At 61.7% G+C, this 24,848-nt stretch carries 17 protein-coding genes; 9 read left to right on the top strand and 8 right to left on the bottom strand.

Going from position 1 to position 24,848, the window contains the following annotated elements; all coding sequences use genetic code 11:
* Positions 1 to 182 precede the first annotated feature (182 nt).
* Complete coding sequence (locus tag JNL55_RS21245; protein WP_293858506.1) at positions 183 to 2,930, top strand: M16 family metallopeptidase; 2,748 nt, start codon at positions 183 to 185, stop codon at positions 2,928 to 2,930.
* Between the two features lie 33 nt (positions 2,931 to 2,963).
* Here JNL55_RS21245 and JNL55_RS21250 read toward each other — a convergent pair whose 3' ends face one another.
* From JNL55_RS21250 to JNL55_RS21285, 8 genes are all read right to left on the bottom strand, one after another.
* Entirely contained in the window at positions 2,964 to 4,418 is a 1,455-nt protein-coding gene (locus tag JNL55_RS21250) for a hypothetical protein (protein ID WP_293858509.1), read from the bottom strand.
* Between the two features lie 3 nt (positions 4,419 to 4,421).
* Entirely contained in the window at positions 4,422 to 5,459 is a 1,038-nt protein-coding gene (locus tag JNL55_RS21255) for a hypothetical protein (protein WP_293858512.1), read from the bottom strand.
* 44 nt (positions 5,460 to 5,503) lie between these two features.
* Entirely contained in the window at positions 5,504 to 5,722 is a 219-nt protein-coding gene (locus tag JNL55_RS21260) for a hypothetical protein (RefSeq protein WP_293858515.1), read from the bottom strand.
* Between the two features lie 83 nt (positions 5,723 to 5,805).
* The gene (locus JNL55_RS21265) at positions 5,806 to 9,378 is read right to left on the bottom strand and encodes a CHAT domain-containing protein (protein ID WP_293858518.1); all 3,573 of its coding nucleotides are present in this window, start codon (positions 9,376 to 9,378) and stop codon (positions 5,806 to 5,808) included.
* A gap of 72 nt (positions 9,379 to 9,450) precedes the next feature.
* A complete protein-coding gene (locus JNL55_RS21270) occupies positions 9,451 to 10,062 on the bottom strand; it encodes a hypothetical protein (protein WP_293858521.1) in 612 nt (203 codons plus the stop codon).
* A gap of 18 nt (positions 10,063 to 10,080) precedes the next feature.
* On the bottom strand, positions 10,081 to 12,147 hold the full coding sequence (locus JNL55_RS21275; RefSeq protein ID WP_293858524.1) for a caspase family protein: 2,067 nt from the start codon (positions 12,145 to 12,147) through the stop codon (positions 10,081 to 10,083).
* A 56-nt stretch (positions 12,148 to 12,203) separates the two neighbouring features.
* Positions 12,204 to 12,830 (bottom strand): RNA polymerase sigma factor, encoded by a 627-nt coding sequence (locus JNL55_RS21280; protein ID WP_293858527.1) that lies wholly within the window; start codon positions 12,828 to 12,830, stop codon positions 12,204 to 12,206.
* 132 nt (positions 12,831 to 12,962) lie between these two features.
* Positions 12,963 to 13,409, bottom strand: coding sequence for a nuclear transport factor 2 family protein (locus JNL55_RS21285; protein ID WP_293858530.1), 447 nt, complete (start codon positions 13,407 to 13,409; stop codon positions 12,963 to 12,965).
* Positions 13,410 to 13,682: 273 nt separating this feature from the next.
* Between JNL55_RS21285 and JNL55_RS21290 the strand changes: the two genes are divergently transcribed.
* The 8 genes from JNL55_RS21290 to JNL55_RS21325 form a co-directional block, all read left to right on the top strand.
* The gene (locus JNL55_RS21290) at positions 13,683 to 14,189 is read left to right on the top strand and encodes an RNA polymerase sigma factor (RefSeq protein ID WP_293858533.1); all 507 of its coding nucleotides are present in this window, start codon (positions 13,683 to 13,685) and stop codon (positions 14,187 to 14,189) included.
* A complete protein-coding gene (locus JNL55_RS21295; protein WP_293858536.1) occupies positions 14,179 to 15,189 on the top strand; it encodes a FecR family protein in 1,011 nt (336 codons plus the stop codon). The genes JNL55_RS21290 and JNL55_RS21295 overlap by 11 nt, the downstream gene beginning before the upstream one ends.
* Before the next feature lie 157 nt (positions 15,190 to 15,346).
* Positions 15,347 to 17,764: a TonB-dependent siderophore receptor gene (locus JNL55_RS21300; RefSeq protein WP_293858539.1), complete on the top strand. Its 2,418-nt coding sequence runs from the start codon at positions 15,347 to 15,349 to the stop codon at positions 17,762 to 17,764.
* An 86-nt stretch (positions 17,765 to 17,850) separates the two neighbouring features.
* The gene (locus JNL55_RS21305) at positions 17,851 to 19,335 is read left to right on the top strand and encodes a serine hydrolase domain-containing protein (protein ID WP_293858541.1); all 1,485 of its coding nucleotides are present in this window, start codon (positions 17,851 to 17,853) and stop codon (positions 19,333 to 19,335) included.
* A gap of 4 nt (positions 19,336 to 19,339) precedes the next feature.
* Positions 19,340 to 22,564, top strand: coding sequence for an amidohydrolase family protein (locus tag JNL55_RS21310; protein WP_293858544.1), 3,225 nt, complete (start codon positions 19,340 to 19,342; stop codon positions 22,562 to 22,564).
* 33 nt (positions 22,565 to 22,597) lie between these two features.
* Entirely contained in the window at positions 22,598 to 22,927 is a 330-nt protein-coding gene (locus JNL55_RS21315) for a BON domain-containing protein (RefSeq protein ID WP_293858547.1), read from the top strand.
* 272 nt (positions 22,928 to 23,199) lie between these two features.
* Complete coding sequence (locus tag JNL55_RS21320) at positions 23,200 to 24,381, top strand: serine hydrolase domain-containing protein (protein ID WP_293858549.1); 1,182 nt, start codon at positions 23,200 to 23,202, stop codon at positions 24,379 to 24,381.
* Positions 24,382 to 24,459: 78 nt separating this feature from the next.
* A partial coding sequence (locus JNL55_RS21325; protein ID WP_293858551.1) for a Plug domain-containing protein occupies positions 24,460 to 24,848 on the top strand: 389 nt, incomplete at its 3' end.

A 24,848-nucleotide genomic window follows, 5' to 3' on the forward strand; every position in this document is an offset into this window, starting at 1 on the left:
GGCGATGCCACAGTGCTGCGGCCGGGCGCGACGATGCATTTCTTGCCGGCGATCTGGGCCGATGGTGGCAGCATCGTCATCAGCGAACCGTTGCTGGTGACCGAGACCGGAGCAGAGTGTCTTTGCAACGTGCCGCGCAAGTTGTTTCATTGCCAGGCCTGAGTCAGCGGGAGAGGGGACGCATGTTGGCGCGCACAGGCCTGTTGCTGGGACTACTGCTGGGATTGTTGATCGCGTACGCGCCGAGCCGCGCTTTTGCGAATCAGATCCCCTATGAACGATTCGTGCTGCCGAACGGGCTCACGCTCATCGTGCACGAAGACCGCAAGGCCGACATCGTCGCGCTCAGTGTCTGGTATCGCGCCGGTAGCCGCGAAGAGCGAGCGGACCGCGGCGGCTTCGCCCATCTGTTCGAACATTTGATGTTCGTGGGTTCGGACAATCACAACGAAGAGTTCTTCCGCCCGATGCGAGAGGCCGGCGCCGTCGATATGAGCGGCTGGACCAAGCGGGATTACACGATCTACTACCAGACGGTGCCGACCGGGGCGCTGGATCGTACGCTATGGCTGGAATCGGATCGAATGGGCCGGCTGCTGGGCGTGACGGATCAGAAGAAGCTCGATGCCCAACGCGGCGTGGTCCAGAACGAAAAGCGCGAATACGAGGGCATGCCCTACGGCAAGATCGATAGCATCATCGCTGCCCATTCCTATCCATCGGAACATCCCTATTCGCGCAACGAATTCGGCTCGATGGCAGCGTTGGGCGCTGCCTCCCTCGATGACGTCCATCAGTGGTTCAAGGATTACAACGGTGCGGCCAACGCGGTGATCGTGGTCGCTGGCGCAGTCAATCCGGCCGACGTGCACGCGAAGGTGCAGGAGTATTTCGGCGATCTGCCGCCCGGGCCGGCACTGGGGCGACGCAAGGCTTGGGTCGCCAAGCAAAGCGGCGAGCAACGTTTGTCGGTCGTCGACCAAGTTCCGCAGGCTCGCTTATATAAGGTCTGGAACGTCCCAGGCTATGCCACGCGCGATCACGCATTGCTCGAAGTGGTGGCCAGTATTCTCGGCGAGCCGAAGATCGGCCGTCTGCACCAGCGACTGGTGCAGACCGAGCAGCTGGCGACCAGCGTCGAAGCCAAAGTGACTGTGTTCGAACTCGGCGCGCAGGTGCAGGTCATGGCGGCGGCCAGAGACGGTGTCGAACTGCGGAAGATCGAAGCCGCGCTCGATGAGGAAATGTCTCGGCTGTTACGCGACGGGCCTTCCGATCTCGAAGTGCAGCGCGCAGTCACGATGAGCTATGCACGCTATGTGCAATCGATTCAGAAGATCAATGGCGTCGCACGAAACGGCAAGATGATGCTGCTTGGCCTGGGCGAGCTGTACGCCGAGTCGCCGAGCTTTCACGACACTCGCCTGCAGTGGGTTCGAGGCGCGACCGCTCAGGCGCTGCGAAGCGTAGCGCAACAGTGGCTTGCTGACGGCGCATTGGTGTTGGAAGCTGAAGCAAGACCTGCCTACACGACGACGGTGAGCCACGTCGATCGAAGCAAGCTGCCGGGACCAGGAGCACCTTCCGCTCCGCGCCTGAGTCCGCTCCAGCGCGCGACGTTGTCCAACGGTTTGAAAATTGCCCTGGCGGAACGTCACGACGTCCCCGCTGTGGATATCAGATTGATCATGAACATCGGCCACGCGGCCGACGCGCAGGCAACCTCGGGCACCGCCTCAGCTACGCTTGAAATGCTGATGGAGGGAACGCTCAAGCAAGACGCACTCAAGATCGCGCAGCGTGCGGCTGAGCTCGGTGCGCAGATCAATGTTTCTTCATCGCTCGATGCCTCCGTGCTCAGTCTCAGCGCGTTGTCGCCGCAACTTAACGGGTCGCTACAATTGTTCGGCGACATCCTGTTGCATCCGGCGTTCTCCGAAAGCGCATTGAATCAGCTGAGGGCATCGCGTGTCGCCGCCATCGCGCGCGAGAAGGCGGACTCGCGCGGCCTGGCCATGCGGCTGCTGCCACAGCAGATCTATGGCAACGGTCATCCCTATGCGACGGGTTCTACCGGCAGCGGTACTGAAGCATCGATTCAAGCGTTGCAGCGTGCCGACGTGCAAGCGTTCTACCGGCGATGGGTGCGGCCTGACAATGCCACGTTGCTGGTCGTCGGCGACACCACGATCCAGCAGATCACCGCGGCTCTCGAGCGTCAGCTTGGTGCCTGGCGAGCGCCGTCGGAACCATTGCCGGTGAAGACTGTTGCCGCTGTGACTGGCTCACGCGACGCTCGTGTCTTCCTGATCGATCGTCCCGGAGCCATGCAGTCTTTGATCATGGCGGGGTCGCCCGCGTCGGCTCGCGGTGGGCCGGACTATCAAGCGTTCGAAGTCGTCAATGCCGTGCTGGGCGGGACATTCATTTCTCGACTCAACTTGAACCTCCGCGAGGACAAGCACTGGGCCTATGTGGTGCGCTCCTTGCTCACCGGCGCTCAAGGCGGCGGGGCCTTGATGGTGGAGGCTCCCGTGCAGACCGATAAAACCGCGCCGGCCATTGCAGAGATTCTGAAAGAGGTGCGCGCCCTGCAGGGACCGCGCCCGCCCACTGCCGGCGAGATCCAGTTTGCACAGGATGGCTTGACGCTGTCCCTGGCGGGCAAGAATGAAACATTGAACGACTGGGCCAACACCTACACGGAAGTGTTGGTCAACGGTTTGTCCGATGACTATTGGCAAAACTATGCGACGCAGTTGGGCGAGCTGTCTACGCAGAAGCTCACCGCAGCGGCGGCTCGGTTGCTGCAGCCGGACGCTCTGACCTGGTTGATCCAGGGAGATCTAGCAAACATCGAGGCCGAGGTGCGCGCTCTGCAGCTCGGGGTAGTCAAAGTCATCGATGCCAACGGCACGGTCGTTCGCTGATCGACGAGCGGTGCGCGAGTGGCGCTGCTGGCATCAAATGGACGAGGAGGGGTTTGGGCGAAGCAGGCTTTCCAGCGCTGCGCTGCCAATTCCGAGCACCGTGTCGGCACTGAGATCGCTGCTGCTCGGACGAATCATCACTGTCAGCAAATAACGCGGTTGCTCGGCGGGTGCGAACAGGGCTAACGCAGCGCGCTGCGGCCCCAAGCCCTGCTCGACACGGTCTCGATAGACGGCCCAGAGTCCGCCAAAGTCTGCCTGGGGATTGCCGCTCTGCTGTCGAACGCGCCTGACCATCTCGGTGCGCAATATGTTCGCGTAGATTGCATCGTTGTCGGACGTCGACGCGTTGGGTTGGGCTTGCAGTGAAGCGCCGATCAAGCGAGTCCGCTGTCGCGCTCCATTCAACAGCGTTGCCAGCGACATCGAATAGGTGAACAGGCTCGGCGCTACGCCGGCGCCATTGCCCATATCCCGCAGTAATATTTCTGGCGTGCCGTTGCGACGGATCAACGTCTGCGCGACGCCCGGAAAATCCAGATCGACTCGATCCAGCAGTCCGCTGCGTTCGAGACTGGCTTTCGAACCTTCGTAGCCCAGTTCCCGTGCCATGGCGGCGCCTACGTCGCGATGGCCTGCGGCGAATGCGTCCTTCAATGCCTTCGCACGCGGCGAAGCAGCCGATAGCACTGCGTGCAGCAGGAACGGTTGTAGCATCGGACCGGGCTGAAAGACCTGGGTCACGGGCTTCAGGCGAAGATTCGGTCCGTAGCGATTCGGCAAGTCGGCAGGATCGTAGCTGGGTAGCGAAACCAGCGCCGCCACGCGTCCGGTGGCGAGCTCGACGGCAACGGCGCTCGCCTCGATCAGCTGGTGGCGCTGCATGGCTTCGTTCAAAACTGTCGCGATCGCTTCCTGCCGGTCGATCTCCAGACTGAGTCGCAGGGTCTGGCCGGCGATGAGCGCCTTGTTTTGTTGCAACTCCAAGCCTTCGATGCCGTACTGATCGACATTGACGATGCCGAGCACGGGCGCCATTGCCGAGCCTTGCGGGTAGACGCGCCATGGCGTGTGCCCGAAGTGGATCAGGCGCCGTGCATGCCACTCACTGCCTTGCAGCCATTCGCGAATGCGCTGTGCTTGTTGTTCGGAGAAGCGGCCGGGCAAATGCAGTGCGCGGACTCGTGGGCGGTCGGCGATACGTTTCACCAGATCGGGTGCCATGCCGAGCTGTCGAGCGAGGTCGGTGGCGAGGCGCGCGGTTTGTTGCGAATCCAAGCGGCGAGCAGCGTCCAGATCGAGCACCAGGTACCACCGTGTTTCGTTCGTGGTCAGTGGCTTGCCAGCGTAGTCGAGCAGTGCGCCGCGAGGAACGATACGTGGCACCGCGCGAACCTCAGGTTCTGGCGCCATCAGCAGCCATGCGACTGTTCCGACTGCGCCTATCAGCAACACTGCGACGACGCCGATGAAGCTTGCCTTCTGCATCGCTCAGTACTGTCTTACGTGCTGTGTGATGCCATCGTCGGTGACCGTGATCGTGAAGCCGACCACGTGTCCTGAGGTGCCGAAGTCGAGGCCGAAGAGCACGTTGCGATTGCTATCGGGACAGTCGACCGAAGGATCCACCGCCGTTGCCGATTCGGGCCAGCAGATCCAGCGGCTATTCGTGCCCAGCTGTGCCTTCATCGCCGAGTTCGACTCGCGGTCGCCGTAGGTCACTGACTCCCAGCGTCCACTCGCACTTTCCTGGAAAATGCTGATGTAGCCGTTCGACAAGGCCTTGCCCAAGCCGAAACTGAAGCTGCGGCAGCCGGAGGACAGCGCATGAAAACCGTCCGCAATCCAGGGGCTGCCCCACAAGCCCAGATACGCTTGATTGCTACGTACCACGCCGACTTTGATGCGGTAACTGCTTTCGTTGCACACGGTGAGGTTTGGCGTGCCTCGCGTTCCCGACGTTTCAAAAAAGGCGAGGGTGTTGGGGTCGCCGCCCAGCAGCGCCTGTTCCGCCTGGGTCCGTTCCCTGGCAAGTCTGGCCAGCTCGGCTTGCGCGTCAGCGATCTGTTGCGCTTCGGCTTGGCGCGCGAGAAGTTCTGCCTGCTGCGCCTCGGCGACACGTCGCGCTTCCACATCTGCCATCGCCTGTTTCATCCGTTGCACGGACTGATCCTGCATGGCCTTCAAGGTCGCATCCCACTGCTGCTGCTGTTCTGCCGTCATGGGGCGATCCTGCGGTGATCCCAATCCCTGTCCAATGCCGCCCCAGCCAGTGCCCTGTGGCGTGGTCGAAGGTGAGCCCTGCGGACGCCACGGGTCTCCCACCGTCACCTGCCCGGTCTCGACCTGCGACTTCTTGACCCAACTCAACTGCGGCGTGACCTGCGGCGAAGAGTCGCTAGGCGCTGGCACGCCTTCGGGTGCGAGGGTAGGAGCCGGTTCGCGCGACCGCATGTTGGTCACTATCAACGCCGCCAGCGCACCGACGCCGAGTACAGCCAGGGATGTTCCGAGCAAACGTTTGTCCACGGACTCGACCTCGTAGGTTGTTGTTAATTACGACGCGCCTGGGCTCAGCCGAACAGAACTCCAAGAATGATCAACACTACGACCAAGCCGAGCAGTCCCGAACCCGCGCTGGAAGTCTGGCTCGCCACCGCCGGGGAGTTGGGTGTACGGCGCTGTGTTGGCTGCGGCAGATAGCTCACGGTGTTCTCGCCGCAATTGTGGCAGCGACCCGGGTGGAAGTCGTACCGGCTGCCGCAGTGGGTGCATTGATAGTCGCCTGACATTGCAATCTCCTGATGAATGAGTGAGAGCTCATTTCAAGAGACGGTCGGGGCGGCAGGCTGTCAGGCCCCAGTCGCATTTTTTTTCACAGCCAGTTGCCCATCAGAATGAACGGCGCCCAGAAATAGGGGTGACTGTAAGGCTTGTCAGGATCGAAACTGAACGCCGGTGCGCGCTTACGGTCCGCGCTCGGCGCCGTTTCCGGATGCGGTACGCCGCGCAATGCTTCCGGCAGGTTCCGGTCGCCGATCTCGCCGCGAATCATTGCGAGCTGCGCCAAGCGCAGCGCATCGGCTTTGCTTACCTGATCGGCTTGCCGCACTCGATACAGGCGGCTCATGAACAGGCCGGTGCTGGCATCCGCGACCGACCAGAGCGTGGCGATCACGCTCTTGGCACCTAGCTTCTGCGCGGTGACGCCCAGACTCTCGACTTCGCGTCCGTTCGCTTCACCGCCACCCATGGCGGTCTCGCAGGCCGACAGCGTAAGCAGGTCCAGGCCGTACAAGCGAAACCGCCCCTTGCGAATCTCGTCCAGGCTCACGCGTTGACCGCTGCCGGCGAGCAGGAACGAGTCCGCCTCGTTGCCCGGCACGAAGCGAAAATGGCTGGCCACATGCACGACCGGATAGCGATCCTTGTCGCGTAGCACGTCGATCAGCGCGTCCGGCACAAAGGCATCGTCCAGGTAGACGACGCCGGGCAACGTGCCGCGTAGATCGGTCGGGTTCGCGGCGTCCTGAACGATATCGTCGAGTTCGAACGGCACGTTCGGCAACTCCGGGAAATCTTCCACGGCTTGGCTCATGCCGAGCGCTGCAATCTGCCAGCGCTCGCGATTGCCTTGAACGAAGCTGGCGCGTGCTGCTGGGTTGTACGTTGCGAGCGCGAAGCGTTCGGTGAGCCAGCCCTTGCCATCGTGGAGCGCTGCTATCGGCACATAGCGCAAGACGCCATCCAGCGAAACCATCAATACGTCGGGTTGGATTTGCGTGAGATCGCTTTCCAGCGGCGCGATGAGCTGACGATACAGCGCCTGCGCGGCCGGTCGCGGATCGACGGCACGACTCTGCAGAGCGCTGCGAAACGCGAACACGAGGCGGTTGAGTTCGGGTTCGGCGATGACTCGGTCCCGGGCCACTTGAACCTCGGGGGTCGTGATCAGCATGCGCAGCCGGTCGGGCATGACCAGGTAATGCACCAACGCGACGGACTTGCCGCTGTGCTGCTGCACCTCCGCGAGCGCGCCTTGTACGCCGAGCAATTCGTCCAGATCCTGTTTCGCCAGGGCAGTCCGGCGCGCTTCGGTGGCGGCGGTGAACGCAGCACGCAGGTTGGCGATGTATTCGTCGAACGCCTGACGAGCCACCTCCAGGTCCGCTGTCAGCACTTGCCATCGAGCGCTCTGTTCGGGCGTACGCAGGTTGGCCGCGATCCGCTCCAACGCAGCGTGCTCCTTGCCAAGCATCACCAGCCGTTCGCTGATCTGCGCGTAGCGTTGCAGCCACTCCCGTTCGACGCCGTCATAGCTCGACAGTGTGGTGCGCGGATCGGATTGGGCGTCGCGGCGGATGAAATCGAAATACTCTTCCTCCTTGATCATCGCCAGCACTTGTTCGGCTTCGGCGAAGCGGCCCTGGTCAATCAGCAGCGACGCCAGTTCCTGGTAAACCGAGGCTACTTTTCGCGCATAGCTTTTTTGTACGCTGGCATCGGCCGACAGATCCGAACGCAGTGCCTGCAGCGTATTGACCGCCTGCTTGCCATAGAAGGCTGCGAGCGCGTGCTGGCGTTGCTGAACATAGACGAGTTGCAGATCGCGTTGAATACTCCACAGCATGCCCTGCGCCCCGGAGGAGTCCGCGCCGCGATAGGCCTGCAACAACCATTGTTCGGCCTTGGTGTACTGACCTAGGTCGAGGTGCGTGCGTCCCAGTTGCTGTGACACTCTGATGGTAGGCAGGCGTTGGTTTTCCGTCGCTGCTCCGAGCTGCAGAGCGCGCTCGAGATAAGGCAGCGCCTCCGCAGGCCGACCCGCGAGCCGCAACTGCTCGCCGAAGTGTTCCAACAGCGATGCGAGGCGCTTGTTGTCGGTGCCCATGCGTCGTGCGACGAAGTCGAGCACAAATCGATAAGACCGTTCGACCGAGGCATCGAAAACACCGTCGGTGTACAGGCGTGACAGATCGTTCACGCGTGGCTCCATTTCCGGATCCGTCCCAGCGAAGCCCTGCAGGCGGATTTGTATGCTGCGTGCCATGAAAGGCTTGGCTTGATCCTCACGGCCGGTCATCGTGAGCAGCGCGGCCAGGGCATCGAGCGTCGCCGTCATCGCTGCTGGATCGAGGGGCAAGCGCGGGTCCTTCGCAACCATTTCGTCGAGTATCCGCAGCGCTTCCCGTAATGCGACTTCGGCCTGTGTGTACCGGCCCGTCACGGATAGCAGAACGCCGATATCTTTCTGTGTGGCGGCCGCGGCAAAGCGGAACGGTTCGCCAGCGGCAACGCGTAGCGCCAACGCCCTGTTCAGCAGTTCCTCCGCCTCCGCGTAGCGTCCGGTGAGCGACAGTAGAGCGCCCAGCGCATGCAGGTCGTCCGCGGCCACGATGGGTTCCCAGAAGGCCGAGCGGGTCTCATGCATTTTCAATGTGCGGCGGTAGAGGCTTTCGGCCTCGGCGACTTTGCCAGTGCGGACCAGGGCGCCGGCGAGCCGATACATATCCTGCACGGTGGCCGGACGATCGGCGCCGAATCTCGCTTCTTCGAGAGCCAGTTGGTCGCGATACACCTGTTCGACTTCCGCATCCCGCCCCATGCTCTGAAGCATGCTCACCAGCGCACCGACGCTGCGATTGATGAGCCCGCTGTTGTCCGAGTCATTCTTCCGGACGATCGCCAGCGCACGCTGCAAGTGTGCCGCTCCTTCCGCGGGGCGTTCCAGGTCTTGCAGCAGATGGCCGAGGCCATCGAGCACATTGGCGACGTCAGAATGATCCGGGCCCCGCAGCGCTTCGGTGATGGCCAGGAGCCGTTGCATCAGTGGCAGCGCTTCTGCTCGGCGTTGCTGGAGGGTGAGCAGCCTGGCGAGTTTGATCACCGCAATCCCACTGCGTCTCGACATCGGGCCGAGCGTCGCATCGTCGATGGCCAGGGCGCGTCGATACAACTGTTCCGCCTGTTTGGGCTGCTGTGCTTGCTCCAGGCCATCCGCTTCGAGCAGCAGCGCATCCGCCTGGCGCATTCGTCGAGAACTCTGTACGAACCAATCGCGTGTGCGTGTGCTGTCGTCCTTGCGCCAGCGTTGCTCGATGAAGCCGTTCCAGTCGTCGACGACGAGTGCGACTCGCGCGTCATCGCTGCCGATGTTTTGTAACGCGTATTGGTAGTAGGGCCGCGCCTTGTCGTGTTCACCGCGCAGCAGCCAAAGATGACCGAGATTCACGTTTGCATCGGTGTCGGTCGGCGCAAGCGAATATTCTTGCTGGCAGGAGAGCAGAGCCGCGTCCAACAGTCCGCTGAGTAGCTCGGACCGACACTCATCGGCTGCTTGTGCGACCGGTAGCGTCGTCATCAGCGCCGCTGCGAATACAGCGCGGAGCAAACGGCGCCAGGCCGGATGCAAGCAAGCTATCGAGATGCAGTACAAGCCTTCAGCCACAGCGGATCCTCGGCGGCAGCGAATCTGGAATGTCGCAACTAGCCACTCATAGACGCGTCAACACTCGATATGTCAGGGCGCGGGCGCTTTGTTTTTCGCGGGTTCCACCAGGACGCGGTAGATTCCGGGAGCGAGCACTCGCCCGCCGAGCGGTTTGGCCCAGTGGCGGAATGCGGCCAGGTGCTGCGTGTCGACTGCTACCTCGATGGTGATCGGATCGGCGCCAGGCAAGCGTCGTGGGGCAAGTTCGAGCGAGCGCAATTGGGTTTCTATCTGCTGCGCGCTGGCGTCCGGATTCTCGGCATTCACGCGGACGGTGCCGGCAATGCCGCGCCATTGTGTTGCCGGATCCTGCGAACTCGGGTCAGGCGTCATTGCGAAGTGCAACCCGATCGCCGCGACCAGCACGGCGGCGGCCGCGCCCAGCCAGACTTGCAGTGTGCGTTTGCGAGGTGCCGCAGTGGACACCGTGCTTTCCAATAGACCTTCCTGCTCGAGGCGCTTGAGCAAACGGGTTCGGCCTATATCGTCAGCGGCACCTGCGGCTTGGGCGGCCGCTTCGTCGGCTTTGACTGCGGCGCGCAGCGCCGCGTTACTGCGTGCTTGGTGATCCGGCAACGGCTCGGCCGGCCGGCCGGCGAGAGCGTCGGTCCAGCGGTCGATATCGTCTGGGTCGTTAGGCATGGTGTTCGGCCGTGTCGCTTACGGGGTCGACTCTGGGTTGGATTCCGAGGGCAAGACATTCCAAAGATAGGTCACGACGCTCGGCGTCGCCGCAGTGACGTTTGCCGACGAACCGCGCGTCGCGCCTTCCGGCAGGCCTGTCTGCGCGAGGCTTGTGAAATCCATCGACGGGGATTGCGGCGTTGCTGGCACGGTAATCACGATCATGCGCTCGAAGCCGCTGGGCAGCGGGTTGACGGTGAACGTCCGTTGCAACCGGCCTTCCGGCTCGATTCGCGGAGTCACGCCCGGCTCAGGATACAGGGGCGCGATGCCGTAAGCCGCATCCACATAGAGGATGGTCACGTCGATGGGTTGGAGCAGCGGATTGGCGATGGTCACGGAGAACCGGTCCCCGCCGCGCAGATCGGGTCGTGCGTTGGGTAGTACTGGTTCTGTCGTCGATCGGCAATCGGGCGCGGCCGGCGGACACTGCCGTTGCCGGGTGACGGTAATCTCAGCCTGCGAAACTGCTTGAAACGATCCGCTGCTAACGCGAGCGAGATTGATGACGCGCGCCACCTTCAGGAGTTGGGCGCGTAACTCGGTTGCGACCGACGCCGCGCTATCGCCGCTCAGTGGGGAGGGCGGAACGCTGATGCCATGGTGGGAACGCAGCGAACCGTCGCCGATGTTGGCGGATCTGTCGAGGAATAACAGCTGGGTCCCTCGCTGGCACAGGCGCACATCTGCTGGCTCAGATGAACCCACCCATTGCAGGCGTGAGTTGCTGTCCCCGCCCTGGCGCACTCGTTCAATCGCTTGCAAGACGACCGGATTCGCAAGTTCGCATCGTTCGGTCTTCGCCGGCATGCCCACCCGCAGTCGCGTATCGAACTTCAGCTCGACTGGACGGGCATACGCTGAACTGCCGATGAGAGTTGTATTGAACGGGGCGCGACCTGCGAAGGCGACAGGCACGACGTCCGCGGATGCGGCGCGCGCCTGCGTGACTTTGACGTAACCGATGAGTTCGTTGTCCGCCGCCGCCGGTGAAGGCACGACGGCCAGGATGGAGCCCGTTGCAGTTTCGTTGATGACGCCGGCGCGCAGCTCGAGCGACTTGTCCTTGCGGTCGATTCGCCACTGTAGCCGGCGAACGCCGGAGCGCCCGCCGAACACGATGGCATCCAGGCCCGTACCTTCGTAGTTGGGCGAGGGATACTCGATGCCGCGCGCCAGATACTTTTGCGACACTCGTTCCATCACTTGTCGATAGGTGATATCGGGATTCGCCGTGAGTACTTGATACAGCGTGTAAGAGAACAGTCCTCGAGCGACAGCACCTGGGGTGCCTTCGGGCTGCGCATACTCCGGCGTGGTTTCGAAGCTTTGCGCCGCGTACATGGCCACATCCTGTCCGGCCCGCTTTGCAGTCACCTGGTGGCGTGCGTGGGTTGCACGGCCGAGCGCTTTCGTCAGCGTGACAGCATCTATTCCAAGCGACTCGGGTGCAACTTGACGGTCACGCCTCTCTGGCAACGGTATTGCGCGGCTGAGAGTGCCAGAGTGGCAAGTATCGAACACCGCCCACACGAAGGCTCCTTTGCCACGTAGGCGCGCAATCGCGACGCCGAATTCGTCGTCGGTGATGGCGTTCTCGACCGCCCCGGCTGCGCCGTCCCAACGGCCGATATCACGGGGCAGGAAAATCTCATCGAACCCGTCGGGTTCTTCGCTGGCCTCGAGCGCAGCCGGCTGCTGAGAGCCGTGTCCGCCGATGAATACGAACACGAAATCGCCAGCCGCTACGCGAGTCGCGACATCGCTCAGTGCGCCGAGAATGGCGCGGCGAGTCGGCAGCACGCCGTCCTTGATCCCATCCGCCACTATCTTGATGTCTTGCCGCGCCACCCCGCGATTCAGCAGCAGTTCCAGGAACATCCGCACATCGTTGCGAGGCCCTTGCAGCTGGGCGGTCTTGTCGAGCGAAGGGTATGCGCTGACGCCGACGAGTACCGCGTGCGTACGTGCCGCATTCGCCGTAGCGGCGCCGGCCAACAACGCCACGGCGAGGGCGATTCGCCTAAACAATCCCCAAGCCACTGCAGCTCTCCATAATCCGATGCCAATACCCTTCAGACGTCATTGCAGCGTATCTGTCAGGTCGGCAGCAGCCAGCGACAGCGTTCCAGGAATGGTTGCAGCTTCTTACGGCATTGAGAAAGGTATTCGCGGGTGGCGCCTTCGGTGCGTCCGATGACTTGGGCTATTTGCTGGGTGGTCATTTCATCCGTCACCAGCCACATCAGATATTGAGCGCGATTTGGATGGACCTTGGCGAACTCGGCATACGCGCTTTGTACGCAACTGACCAGCGAGGTGGCTTGGATGGCCGCCATGGGTTCGCCGGCGTCCGCCGGCAGTTCATGGCCGGCTTCACTATCGATATCCTCAAAAGTGCGCGCGCCCGCCTGGCGCCGAGCGTCGGTCATGATGTGGCGAGCAATGGTCCAGATCCAGGCAGCGAGTTGCCCGCCGGCACCGCGAAACTCGGTCGACGAGCGTAATAAGCGCACGAAGACCTCGTGTAGCCAATCCTCGGCCTGAGCTACGCTCGCACCCTTGGCGCAAAAGTACTTGCGCAACCTGCCCGCGAACAGGTCGTACAATTGTCCGACTGCCGCGCGACGGGCGGGGCCGCCATGTCGCAGGTTCTCGATGATCTGCGAGTATTGTGCCTCTCGCACGTCACGATCGGGGGGGTCGCCCGGCTGGTCGTTGTTCATCCAGGCGTCCTGTGGTCCGCGGAAATTCGATCTATAGGGCCTGTGTGGCGAGTTCGAATTTATCGCATAGATGTCGCGACCAGCCAAGCCTGGCGACGCCGGGAGGCTCCAGGGAGAGCTCCCGAAGCAGAATTAGTTGTTGATGACCGATTGGTGATAGTTGGATGTCGTCCAACTGTTCTTGTGCTGATGCCAGACCGCGGTGATTGCCAGCTTGACGGATTTCTGCGGTTCGCCACCACAGCCGATGGCGGCGACCGCTGTATAGCCGAGCACGGCCACGCTCGAGCCGAACTCCCGGATTGAGACATCCTCGAAGGAGAGCGAGCCCAGTACGCAGGAGTGGTTCATCAGCGCATCGATGTTGGTCTGCTTGCCAACGATGGGCGCGGTGTTTTCGGCGATGAAGCGATAGTCGGCGTCAAGGTACTTCGAGTACGGCGCCGGGTTCTTGTCGGCCCATGCAAGCCACATTTCCTTTTCGATGGCTAGCAGATTGGACTTCAGATCCGCTCGGGCCGCGGCCGGTGTCAGAGCAACGGCTAACGCCAGCCATAAACCTGGAGACCTGTTGTTCATATACTTCTTTCGCAAGAGCGTCCAGCGAGTTGCAGTATTGTAAGTACGCCGCCACGGCCGCTGGTGGGGTGTTTTACGGCGTGCGCGGTGCCTAACGATCACCGGAACACTCAGTACGATCGTAGGTTGACGAACGGGGAAAGATTATCCGACAGCTATTTTGAGCTATTTTTTTAGCTGTATGACCGGCACGAATGACGCTATTCTGGCTGCGTGGACGATATCCTCGAAGAGTGGTTCTGCCGTGAGATCCTGGTGCACGAGGCCGTCCTCATGAGCTTTCTCACGCGACGCGCGGGAGCGGCTCTGGCCGAAGATCTGCGGCACGACGTCTACATCCGAGTGCTGGAGTTCGCGGAAGTGCAACGCCCCAGCGCCCCGAAAGCCTTTCTATTCACCACTGCCAGAAACCTGCTGATCGACCGTGCCAGACGCGATCGCATCGTGGCCATCGATCTGGTGGAAGATTTGGATGTCTTGAACGTCCTAGTAGATGTGGCATCTCCAGAGCGACAGGTCAGCGGACGGCAACAGCTGCAAAAGCTCTCCAGGATCCTGGAGCGGATGCCGGAAAAAAGCCGCAAAGTCTTTTGGATGCGCCGGGTCGATGGACTGCCGCAACGAGAAGTCGCTACGGCGCTAGGCCTGTCGGAGGCCGCGGTTGAGAAGCACGTGCATCGCGGTCTGCGCTTGCTATCGAGTGCTTTGTATGGAGAGGCCAGCAGTCAGGATGCTCAGGGTCAGCGAAAAATCGACGTCGAGTCCCAAGATGGAGAGTAGGCAACAAGCCGAGGCAATGGCGAGTCGCCTGATCGCACAACGCGAGACGGGACCGTGGACGGCCGAGGACGCGGCAATGCTCGCGGCGTGGCTGGCGGAATCGCCCGGTCATCGAGCGGCCTATTATCGCTTTCACGCTGCCTGGAAGGAGGCGGGTCGTCTGACGATTCTGGTGCCGCCGGCCGTCAATGCCACACCCGCTCCACCTGCCTTACGCGTGGTGCAGGCTACGCGCGGCCCATCGCGTTCAACTCTGTTTCGTTACGCGCTCGCGGCTAGCGCGGTGCTTGCGATTGGGGTGTCGAGCTTCTATCTATTCAAGCCCGCCGATAACGAGTTTCGGACTGCGGTGGGTGGGCTGGCGACGGTGCCAGTCGCCGATGGCTCCAGGATTACTCTTAATACCGATAGCCGCATCCGAGTCGATATTAGCGGCGCTGAGCGCCGAGTTCAGCTGGAAAAGGGCGAGGCGTATTTTGAAGTCGCCAAAGACCCGAATCGACCGTTCGTGGTGGTGGCTGGCAATCACTCGGTCACCGCCGTAGGAACGGCCTTCTCAGTGCGACGAGAAGGCGACGATGTTCGAGTCAATGTCACGGAAGGCACCGTCAAGGTTGCTGCGTCACTGGAAAAAACTCGCGCGCCAAACAGGCCAGGTGCGAGCGGCGAAGGTTTGCTGTTGACGGCAGGCAGCATCGCGGAGTCAAAGAATGACGCGGTGCTGGTGCAAAACACCGGCATCGCGGAAGTCGAGCAGGGATTGACCTGGCGTAGTGGCACGTTGACTTTCAGACAGACGCCATTGGCCGATGCGATTGCAGAGTTCAATCGTTACAACGGCAGACAGATCATCATCGAGGATTCAGCCCTGGCAAGAATTGAAGTGGGCGGAGTATTTCGCGCCACCGGCATCGATCCTTTCATCTATCTGTTGCAGAGTCGCTTCCGCGTGAGCGTGACTGAAGACGGCGATCGCATCGTCCTGCACGCTCGACAGTAACAATCCATCTCCTGGATTCCTCGGCGAGCGGTCGAAAATAATTGTCGGATTCAAAACGGCAGCTCGTCAACTCTAGTGACCCGGACAAGCGTTCTGTAGCGAACCTCCAGGGTCGGGTGCGTCGGGTGGCGCGCAGTCTTTGAATCTGGGGAGAATCATGCACATTAGAAAATCGATTCGCGTTGCGGTGCTGAGCATTTTGTGTAGTGCCGCGCTTGGTGGTCAGGCGATGGCTGGGCCGCCGCGCACTGTCAGTGTTCCATCGGGAAGTCTCACGGACGCCGTCGATTTACTGGCGCGGCAATACGGCGTTGATGTTTTTTACGTCAGCAGCGATTTGCATGGACTCAAGACTGAGGGCGTGAGTGGCAATCTCGACGCCGGTGCTGCGTTCCGAGCACTACTGCAAGGCACGCAGCTGATCGTTACCGAGGAAGGCAATTCCATTCTGATTGCGCCCAAGGATGAGAAGATCGGCTCGGCGTTCACCATGGCGGGCAAAACACTGATCGCGCAAGCATCAGACGTTGACTCGACGCGGAAGGAGTCTGCCTCCGAGCCCTTGGATGAAGTTGTAGTCGTGGGCACCCGGCAGGAGCGCTATGCCGCCAGCCGCGCCTCGCTCGGCCGCTTCACGCAGGACGTTCTCACCACGCCGCGTAGTATCCAGGTGATTCCCGAACAAGTGTTGATTGACCAACAGGTCGAGAGCGTGCAGGAAGCGCTCAAGAACGTCGCTGGCCTGACGCCGTCGGACGGCTTCGGCGGCACTCAGACCGACTTTCTGTTGCGCGGCTTCCAGCGCGACGCGATGTTTCGTAACGGCATGCGCCTGGGCACCACTGAGATCAATCAGCCGCCGACGCAGAACATCGAGACCATCGAAGTCATCAAGGGTCCGGCCTCGGTGCTGTTCGGGCAGATCGAGCCTGGCGGCCTGGTGAACCTCAGCACCAAGAAGCCGAGCTACACCCATCGCGGCTTCGCGCAGGTGGCGTTCGACGATTACGGCAAGCGGCTCGCGACCTTCGATTTGACCGGCCCGCTCACCGGCGAGACGCTGGCGTTCCGTTTGAATGCGTCGGTGGAACGCACCTCGACGTTTCGCGACTTCTATGAAGTGAAGCGCGACTTCCTCTCGCCATCGATGCGCTGGGATCCGAGCGAAGACACCACAGTGATGCTCACCTATGAATACTTCACGGACAATCGCCCCATGGATCGCGGCTTCGTCAGCCTGCCTGATGGGCGAGGCGGTCGCTACATTCCTAACAACGTGCCGGTGAGCCGCCGTTTCGGCGAGCGTTTCGAGGAGCGCGATTCCAAAGCGCATTTGGTGGAAGGCTCGGTGCAACACCGGCTCACCGACAACTGGCGCGCGGTCGTGAATGTTTTGTATCGCGCCGAAGATTCGTTCGACTTGCAGACCAACCCGACCGCGGTCACGGCTGCTGGCTTGCTCACCCGAGTCGTCAGCGGTTCGTTCGACCGGGAAGTGCGCACGTTCAGCGCTAACGCGCAGCTCGAAGGCAACCTGATGACCGGGCCGCTGCGGCATCAGCTCGGCATCGGCGTCGACTACCGGGACATGCAAGTCACCCGCATGTTCCACTCGGGCACCAGCCGCTCCGGCTTCGATATCTTCAACCCCGTTTACGGTTTGTTGCCCGGCACGGTGTCTGCCGTCGGCACTCCCTTCGGCGAAGAGCGCAAGCCGCTGGGCGTGTATCTGCAGGACCAGATCTCGTTGCAGGACAATCTGAAAGTGCTGCTCGGCGGCCGTTATGACGACGCGCCGGGAGAAGTGGTGAACGCCGGCGTGCCCACGGTGCTGGATAAAACCAAGTTCACGCCGCAGGCCGGCGTGTTGTTTCAGCCGACTCCGGCCACCTCGCTGTACGCAAGTTATAGCGAAGGCTTCAATCCGGTGACGACGGTCGACCAGTTCAACCGCACGTTCGCCCCGCAGGAGTCCGCGCAGTATGAAGTCGGCGCCAAGGGCGAGCTGTTCGACCGCCGGCTGATTCTGTCCTCGGCCATCTTCCAGATCGAGAAGGACAACATCGTCGCTGAAAATGCGCTGGGCCGTCTCGAGCTGATCGGCGAGGTGCGTTCGCGAGGCGCGGAATTGTCGGCGACCGGCGAGCCGATTCGGGGTCTGAACTTCATCGGTTCCTATGCGTACACCGACACGGAGATCCTGACCGTGGGCCGGGATCAGGGCCATGCACTGCCCAATGTGGCCAAGCACGTGTTTCGTTTCTGGACCAGCTACGAAGCGCGTCAGGGTAAGTTTGCTGGCTTGGGCGGCGGCGTCGGCGTCGACTACACCTCTGATCGTTTCGGTGAGACCAACAACACCTGGTCGCTGGGCAGCTACAAAGTCGTGGATGCCAGCCTCTGGTACTACTTGCGTAGCAACCTGTTCGGCATCGGTCAGAACTCGCAGCTGCGCTTCGGGCTCAATGTGAAGAACCTGCTGGACGAGCGCTACTTCCCGGCCTCGGGTAGCGGCAATCGCATCAGCATCGGTCAGCCGCGCACCTTCATCGGCTCGATCGGCGTGGATTTCTAACTCTCCACGCGCGTTATGCCTCACGGCTGTCCACCACCTTCTCGGTGGTGGACAGCGTACCTACGCCAGCTGTTGGTACGATCTTCATGACGATATCTGCATTACGAAACCCCGCAACGGTTGCGGCCTTGCTGCTGCTCGCAAGTTTCAGCACGCGAGCCGCAGATCGCTTCGACGACGCTCGGGCAGTGATTCGACAACAGATGCTCGAGTCGCGGCTCGCGTCGGTTGCGGTTGCCGTATCCCATCGCGGCAAGATTGTGTACGAGGAAGGCTTCGGCTGGGCCGATAAGGAACGTCGCGTGGCCGCCGGCCCGCACACCATGTATTCGCTGGCCTCGGTCAGCAAGCCGATCACGGTCACTGCGTTGATGACGCTGGTCGAGGCGGGCAAGGTGTCGCTCGATCAGCCCGCCAATGAATTGCTGGGCAACGCGAAGCTGCAGGTCTGGGTCGGCGACGAGCGCCAGCTCACGGTGCGCAGCCTCATCACTCACACTTCGGGTATCCCCGGCGGCGGCCAATTTTTCTATGGCGACGAGCGTCGCCTGCGTCCCGACATGGACACGACGCTGCTGCGCTATGGCGGCGCGTTGTTTGCTCCCGGCGAGCGCTACGACTATTCCAATCTTGGCTACGGCGTGTTGGGTCATATCGTCGAGCGAGCGTCGGGGCGCAGTTACGAGCAATATCTGAAGCAGGCCATTTTCATGCCGCTCGGCATGACGCGCACTTCGGTGGAGGTCGGGCCGGGCCTCGCTGAGTATCAGGCGATTCGCTATGAAGCCGGTGGCCAGCCGGTACCGCCGTTTGTTTCCACCGAGCCCGGCTCCATGGCCGTCTACTCCAGCGCGCACGATCTGGCGCGGCTCGGCATGTTCTTTCTGAAAGATCGCTTGCCGGATCAGCGGCCCATTCTCAGCGATGCCGGCATCGCTCAAATGCTCCACGACCCGGGGCCGGAGCACCGCGATGGTTCGCGCAACGGCGGCTGGCACGCGCGCCAGCAGGGCAAGGACGTCGTGCTGGGTCATGAGGGTTCGATGGCCGGCTCCAACGCCGATGTTTCCATCGTGCCGGCGCGGGATATCTGCGTGGTGGTGTTGGCCAATGGCTCGATAGGCTTTGGCAGAAGAACGATCAGCGATGCCCTGTTCAAGGCCATCGTGCCGGAATGGACCGCTGCCAGCCGGCGGGTGTCGGCACCGGCCGTGACGCGTTTTCAGCCGCCGCCGGAATTGGTGGGGCGCTGGGCTGGCACGATTCACACCTACGAGCGTGAGCTGCCAGTCGAATTGAACGTGCTATCGACGGGCGAGGTGCAGACGCGAATCGGCTCGCAATTGACGACGCTGTTGAATGACGTCCGTTTCGCAGATGGATTGTTGACGGGCAAGTCGGCGAGTCGCATCGACACCGCCGACACACAGCGTCACCCGCATGACGTGAGTTTTTCGCTACGGCTTCGCGGCTCGGTGTTGAACGGCGCGGCGATGGCGAATTCGCTGGCCGCGCCCGGCCTCTCCTGGATTTACAACCTGCCGCACTGGGTCGAGCTGAGACGCGAGTAACGTTATGAAATCTTTCACTCGTGTCTTTTGCCGTTTGCTAGGCGTCGTGCTCGCCAGCGCAACGGTTCACTCCGCACTGGCTGACGATTCGCTGCGGGCTTCGTGGGATTCGACGCTGGCCCGGGGTGAAACGCGCACCATCGATTTCACCACCACTGAAGGCAGCTGGATGTCGCTGGACATCGCGCCGGATGGCCGCTCGATGGTGTTCGATCTGCTCGGACACATTTATCGGATGCCTAGCGACGGCGGACCGGCGGAATGTTTGACTCAGGACAGTGGCATCGCGGTGAACTTCCATCCGCGCTACTCGCCGGATGGGCGGTCTATCGCATTCATTTCCGAACGGGGCGGATATAACAATCTGTGGGTCATGGCGCTGGATGGTTCGCTGCCGCGGCTGCTAGCGTCAGAACCGAACGTGCTGGTGTCGGCGCCGCTGTGGAGTCGCGATGGCCGGACCATCATTGCGCAGCGACTGAACACGCGCGTGGCAGGAAACTACGTCGGGGCTTCGCTGGGGTTGTGGCAGTACCCAGTGACGGGCGGTTCGCCGCACCGTGTAACCGCCGAGTCGCTGCAGGCGGCGTCGTTTCCTTCGCTGTCGGCTGCCGGCGATTCGCTGTTCTTTCATTACTTCGCAGGTAGCGATCGCGGCAGCATCGATCTCACCAAAGGCGACTTTCGTATCGCCCGCCAGCCTACCGGGGCCACCGATCGACGCCATCAAGTGTTGACCGACGGCATCGCACCCGTCGTGTCTCCGGATGGCAAGTGGTTGGCGTTCGCGCGGCGTTTGCCGGACACCGTGATGACCTATCGAGAGCATCGCTACGGCCCACGCAACTCGCTGTGGTTGCGGGATCTGAAAACCGGCGCCGAGCGCAAGATCCTGGATCCGATCGATCCTGATCTGGCGGATGGCGGCAACGTCAACACGCAGGTTCCGGCAGTGATGCCGAGCTATGCCTGGATGCCGCAGGGTGACGCCATCGTGATCGCGCAGGGCGGTCAGTTTCGCAAGCTCAACTTGCAGACAGGCGATGTGCGGACTCTAGAGTTCAACGCGCGCGTTCATCGGATCATCTCCGAACAGGTTCGCCGCAGTTCTCGTCTCAGCGACGGTCCCGTCGACGTTCGCGCCATTCGATGGGCAATGCGTTCCCCAGTGAGTGAACGTGTTGTGTTTCAGGCGGTGGGCAAGTTGTGGTTGCGAGAATCCGGCGGCAAGTCGGCGAAGCGCGTGACACCGGAGAGTTTCACCGAGCTGGAGTCCATGCCGTCATGGTCGCCGGATGGGCGATGGCTCGCTTTCGTGGGCGCGGCCGAGGATGGCAGCAATCGAGTGTGGAAAGTGCCGGCGCGTGGCGGAACGCCTACGCTCGTCACGCCGCGGGCAGGGCTGTATGGAAATCCGGTTTGGGATGCGGCGGGTCGCGAACTGCTCGTCGTGTCCGGATGCGGCATGCTCGATCCATGCCCGTCTCGCAACGAAGATGTTTCCTATTCGCTGTTTCGTGTCGCGCTCGACGGCTCGGAGCCGAAGCAGCTGACGCCACTTTCAGTGATCTACGAGATGCCGGTGCCCGTGGTGGGGCCACAAGGCCGGATCTTTTTCACCGAGCACGAACGGCAGACCAACGAACCCGTCACCCGCTTGATCTCGATCGACAATCGCGGCGCGGATCGGCGTGTTCATCTCACGCTTCCTTATTCCGACGTCGTGCTGCCTTCCGTCGATGGGCGCTGGGTGGCCATCGAGAAACGCTCTGACGTATTCGTGATGCCGTTCGATTGGGCTGCGCCAGCGGCGTCATTGTCTCGCGAGCAGATTTACGGCAGCGGCCAATCGCAGGTCAAACGTCTGAACAAAGTGTTGGGCTTGGACCCGCGTTGGTTGGACGGGGGCCGCTTGCAGTTCGCAGGCGAGGGTCTATCGGTGTACGACACGGCCGCACGAACGACCAAACAAATATCGTTGAAGCTCCAGCTGCCGCGTCATGCTGCCCGCCGCAGCGTGGCACTCCGAGGTGCCAGAATTGTCACGCTGGGTAGCGCAGGTGTGATCGAAAGCGGTGATCTGGTCATCTCCGGCGGCCGAGTCAGCTGCGTTGGTAAATGCGACACCAGCCGCGTCGACCAGGTGCTCGATGCGCAAGGCGCGACGATCATCCCGGGTTTCGTAGACATGCATGCTTCCGCGTCAGCCGTGCCGACTGACCCAGAAGTGCCTGCCGCGCTGGCCTATGGCATCACCACGGGTTTTGCTCCTTCCAGCTCCGCACGTTCTATCTACACACTGGCTGAGATGGTGGAGATTGGCTCGGTCTCGGGCTCCCGGCTGTTTGGTGCCGCTCACTACTTCCGCGGCGATAACACTGGACGAACCGAGTTCGTTCAATTGCGCAGTAAAGACGATGCGCAACGTGAGGCAGATCGTAATGCGGGCTACGGGGCGGTGGCGCTGAAGAACCTGACGGCGAACTCGGCGTTCGAACGGCAGGCGTTGGCGGAATCGGCACGTGCCGCGGGGCTGGCGATGACGGGGCATCATCAAACGGGCTTCCAAGAGTATGGACTCGCGCTAGCCATGGAAGGGTACACAGGGGCGCAGCACATACCAGTGCACGCGCTGCTGTATTCAGATGTCGCCAAGTTCTTCGGGCAGGCGAACTTCGCCTTCAACGTGACGCTGGGGCGCATGGGATCCTTTCGCAATGACGGTTACTTCTTGCAGGAGAGCGAGTTCTGGAAAGACTCGAAGCTGCGAAAGTTCTTGAAGCCGGGAGAGATGCCTCCCTATGGCACCCGAGTCCGTGAGTTTCGTGCGCCGACCGATTATCCGTTCCCTCTGCAAGCGGAGTTCACGGCCGATCTCACCCGGGAAGGCGGACACGCGTCGGTCGGAACTCACGGTCCGGCGTATACGGTCCACTGGGAAACTTGGATGCTCGCTGCTGGGATGGGCCCGCTCGGCGCGCTTCGGTCGGCCAGCCTCGAGGGGGCACGCTTTCTCGGCTTGGACCGGGATATCGGTTCACTCGAGGCAGGAAAACTGGCGGATTTCATCCTTCTGGACGCGAATCCGTTGGAAGATATTCGCAACACCATGCGCATTCGTTACGTGGTCAAGGCCGGGATATTTCATCGCGGCGAGGATGGCACCCGGGTGGAACCCAGGATCGATGGATCGGCGCTCGGGAACTTCCAAAGCAAGCTGCCGCTTTAGTGCTTACCCAGGCTAGTCCATGTAGGTGAGTTCATGAGTGTCAAGAAGGCATCGGTGATCCTGCTCGCGTCGCTGGCTGCAGTAGCTACGGTCTCATTTGCAGCAGAGCAGAGTGAGAACAAGGGAGCGCAGGTCGGTCGAGTGATCGACGACACGGTCATTACTACCAAGGTGAAAGCGGCGTTGATTGCCGACTCGGTGACCAAGGCGCATCAGATCAACGTCGAAACCCGTCATGGTGAGGTGTTGCTGAGCGGCTTCGTCGACAGCAAGGACGCGCGCACTCGTGCAGCGGAGTTGGCCCGAAAAGTCGAAGGCGTGCAGTCAGTCAAGAACTCTCTTGAGTTACGCGCTGCCAGCTAAAGGCTTTTTTCTCGATCTTTCCCTATGAGGTTGCCGGTCGCGCGATTCAGGCGCGACCGGCAGCCGATTTTCGATCTATAAATCCTGGTCGCCGATCCCAACACGGGATTGATACCAATAAAAAATGGCGTCGTAGGATTTCAAACCTGAGCGGCCGCGAAACGCGTTGACGCACCCCTGGTGTGTCGCGAACACCGCCTCGCTCCAGCTATGCAACTGTTCCCCCCGCCGCCAATGGCTATAACTTCCCATAGTTTCAGCCAGCGACGCGAGTGAGCAGCTTGTCAGCCGACCGCGATTTGAAGAGTGTGGCCAGCCTGCCGTCGAGCATCGATGCCGAGTGGGTGCGGCGGGCCTATGCCGGCAAGCTGTTGCCGGCGCAGCAACGTCATTTGTTCAGTGACGTGCACTGGGGTTTCCCCACACGCACCGTGCGCTGCTCCGGGGTGGTGCAGGCTCTGCCCCAGGCCGGCACCCGTCTCAGCGATTTCCCGATCCAATCGCGCGGCGTCGACTACGACCTGCCTGACTACCTTTCCCGTAATTGTGTGGTTGGACTGATGGTCCTGCAGCACGGTCGCGTGGTGTTGGAATCGTATGAGCAGGGGGCGGATGCGACGACACCCTGGATCTCGATGTCGCTCGCCAAGTCGGTGAGTACCACTTTGGTCGGGGCCGCGATCCGCGACGGTTGCATTGGCAACGTAGCGGAGCCGTTGACCCGGTATCTCCCGGAATTGCGCAACAGCGCCTATGCCTCAGTCTCGATCCGAGAGCTGTTGCAGATGACGTCGGGCGTGCGTTGGGATGACACCCACACCGATCCGAGTTCACAGCGTCGGCGCATGTTGGAACTGCAGATCGAGCAGCAGCCCGGCACGATCCTGCGCTATCTCGCGAGCTTGCCGCGAGCCGCCGATCCTGGCTCCGTGTGGAACTACAGCACTGGTGAGACGCATGTGGTCGGTGCCTTGGTGCGCGCCGCCACCGGTGCGTGGCTCGCCGATTATTTGTCAGAAAAAATCTGGTCCCGCGCCGGCATGCAAAGCGAAGCCACCTGGTGGCTTGAATCGCCCGGTGGCTTGGAAGTTGCTGGCAGCGGCATCAGTGCAACGCTGCGTGACTACGCACGCTTTGGCAGCTTCCTGATGCAGGAGAGCGTGGCGGGCGGCGAGCAGGTGCTGCCACAAGGTTGGGTGCGGGAGGCGACCTCGCCGCGGCACATCGCTGGCAAGCGACTGGATTACGGTTACATGTGGTGGCCGGTCGCCGCCGCAGATGGTTCCTTCGATGATGGCGCATTCAGTGGTCGCGGCATCTTTGGGCAGTTCATCTACGTCAATCCGCGTCAGCAAGTGGTGATTGCGGTGTTGAGTGCGCGTTCCAAGCCCAAATGGGCCGAGGCCATCATCGACAACGATTTTTTCAACAGCACGGTCGCAGCGCTGCGTTGAGGTGCGTAGCCAGGCAATGAAGCCCCTTTTACGTCGCTGTTCGTTCGGTTCGAATATCTAAAGATCGGGGAGAGAGCAATGAGCAAGATGACCAAGCAGGCGTTCGTGTTGTCGCTGGCCGCGGCGGCATATTCCGTGGCTGCGTCGGCACAGCAGCTGGAAGTGGAGGAGATCATCGTCACCGCGCAGAAGCGTGCGGAGCGCACCATCGATGTGCCGATGAGTCTGACGGTGCTGAGTGCGCAAGACATCGAACAGCGCGGCATCAACTCGATTCAGGACCTGTCGTTCGCGGTGCCTGGCGTCACCATGCGTGTCGATGGCCCCGGCTCGCTGATGCTGTTCATGCGTGGCATCGGCAATCTCGCCGGTGGCGAGGCGGTCGCGGCCGTCTACATGGACGAAACCCCGGTCACGCTTTACTCCTATCGGCAGATCGATCTGCGTGCTCTCGACATCGATCACAT

The organism is Steroidobacter sp., from assembly GCF_016790065.1.
Lineage (GTDB): Bacteria > Pseudomonadota > Gammaproteobacteria > Steroidobacterales > Steroidobacteraceae > Steroidobacter.

What these genes read in the sequence shown, in the direction of transcription:
- JNL55_RS21300 (WP_293858539.1), top strand. Translation starts at nt 15,347, where the DNA reads ATGCACATTAGAAAATCGATTCGCGTTGCGGTGCTGAGCATTTTGTGT.
- JNL55_RS21315 (WP_293858547.1), top strand. Translation starts at nt 22,598, where the DNA reads ATGAGTGTCAAGAAGGCATCGGTGATCCTGCTCGCGTCGCTGGCTGCA.
- JNL55_RS21270 (WP_293858521.1), bottom strand. Translation starts at nt 10,062, where the DNA reads ATGCCTAACGACCCAGACGATATCGACCGCTGGACCGACGCTCTCGCC.
- JNL55_RS21245 (WP_293858506.1), top strand. Translation starts at nt 183, where the DNA reads ATGTTGGCGCGCACAGGCCTGTTGCTGGGACTACTGCTGGGATTGTTG.
- JNL55_RS21310 (WP_293858544.1), top strand. Translation starts at nt 19,340, where the DNA reads ATGAAATCTTTCACTCGTGTCTTTTGCCGTTTGCTAGGCGTCGTGCTC.
- JNL55_RS21250 (WP_293858509.1), bottom strand. Translation starts at nt 4,418, where the DNA reads ATGCAGAAGGCAAGCTTCATCGGCGTCGTCGCAGTGTTGCTGATAGGC.
- JNL55_RS21260 (WP_293858515.1), bottom strand. Translation starts at nt 5,722, where the DNA reads ATGTCAGGCGACTATCAATGCACCCACTGCGGCAGCCGGTACGACTTC.
- JNL55_RS21290 (WP_293858533.1), top strand. Translation starts at nt 13,683, where the DNA reads ATGAGCTTTCTCACGCGACGCGCGGGAGCGGCTCTGGCCGAAGATCTG.
- JNL55_RS21305 (WP_293858541.1), top strand. Translation starts at nt 17,851, where the DNA reads ATGACGATATCTGCATTACGAAACCCCGCAACGGTTGCGGCCTTGCTG.
- JNL55_RS21295 (WP_293858536.1), top strand. Translation starts at nt 14,179, where the DNA reads ATGGAGAGTAGGCAACAAGCCGAGGCAATGGCGAGTCGCCTGATCGCA.
- JNL55_RS21280 (WP_293858527.1), bottom strand. Translation starts at nt 12,830, where the DNA reads ATGAACAACGACCAGCCGGGCGACCCCCCCGATCGTGACGTGCGAGAG.
- JNL55_RS21285 (WP_293858530.1), bottom strand. Translation starts at nt 13,409, where the DNA reads ATGAACAACAGGTCTCCAGGTTTATGGCTGGCGTTAGCCGTTGCTCTG.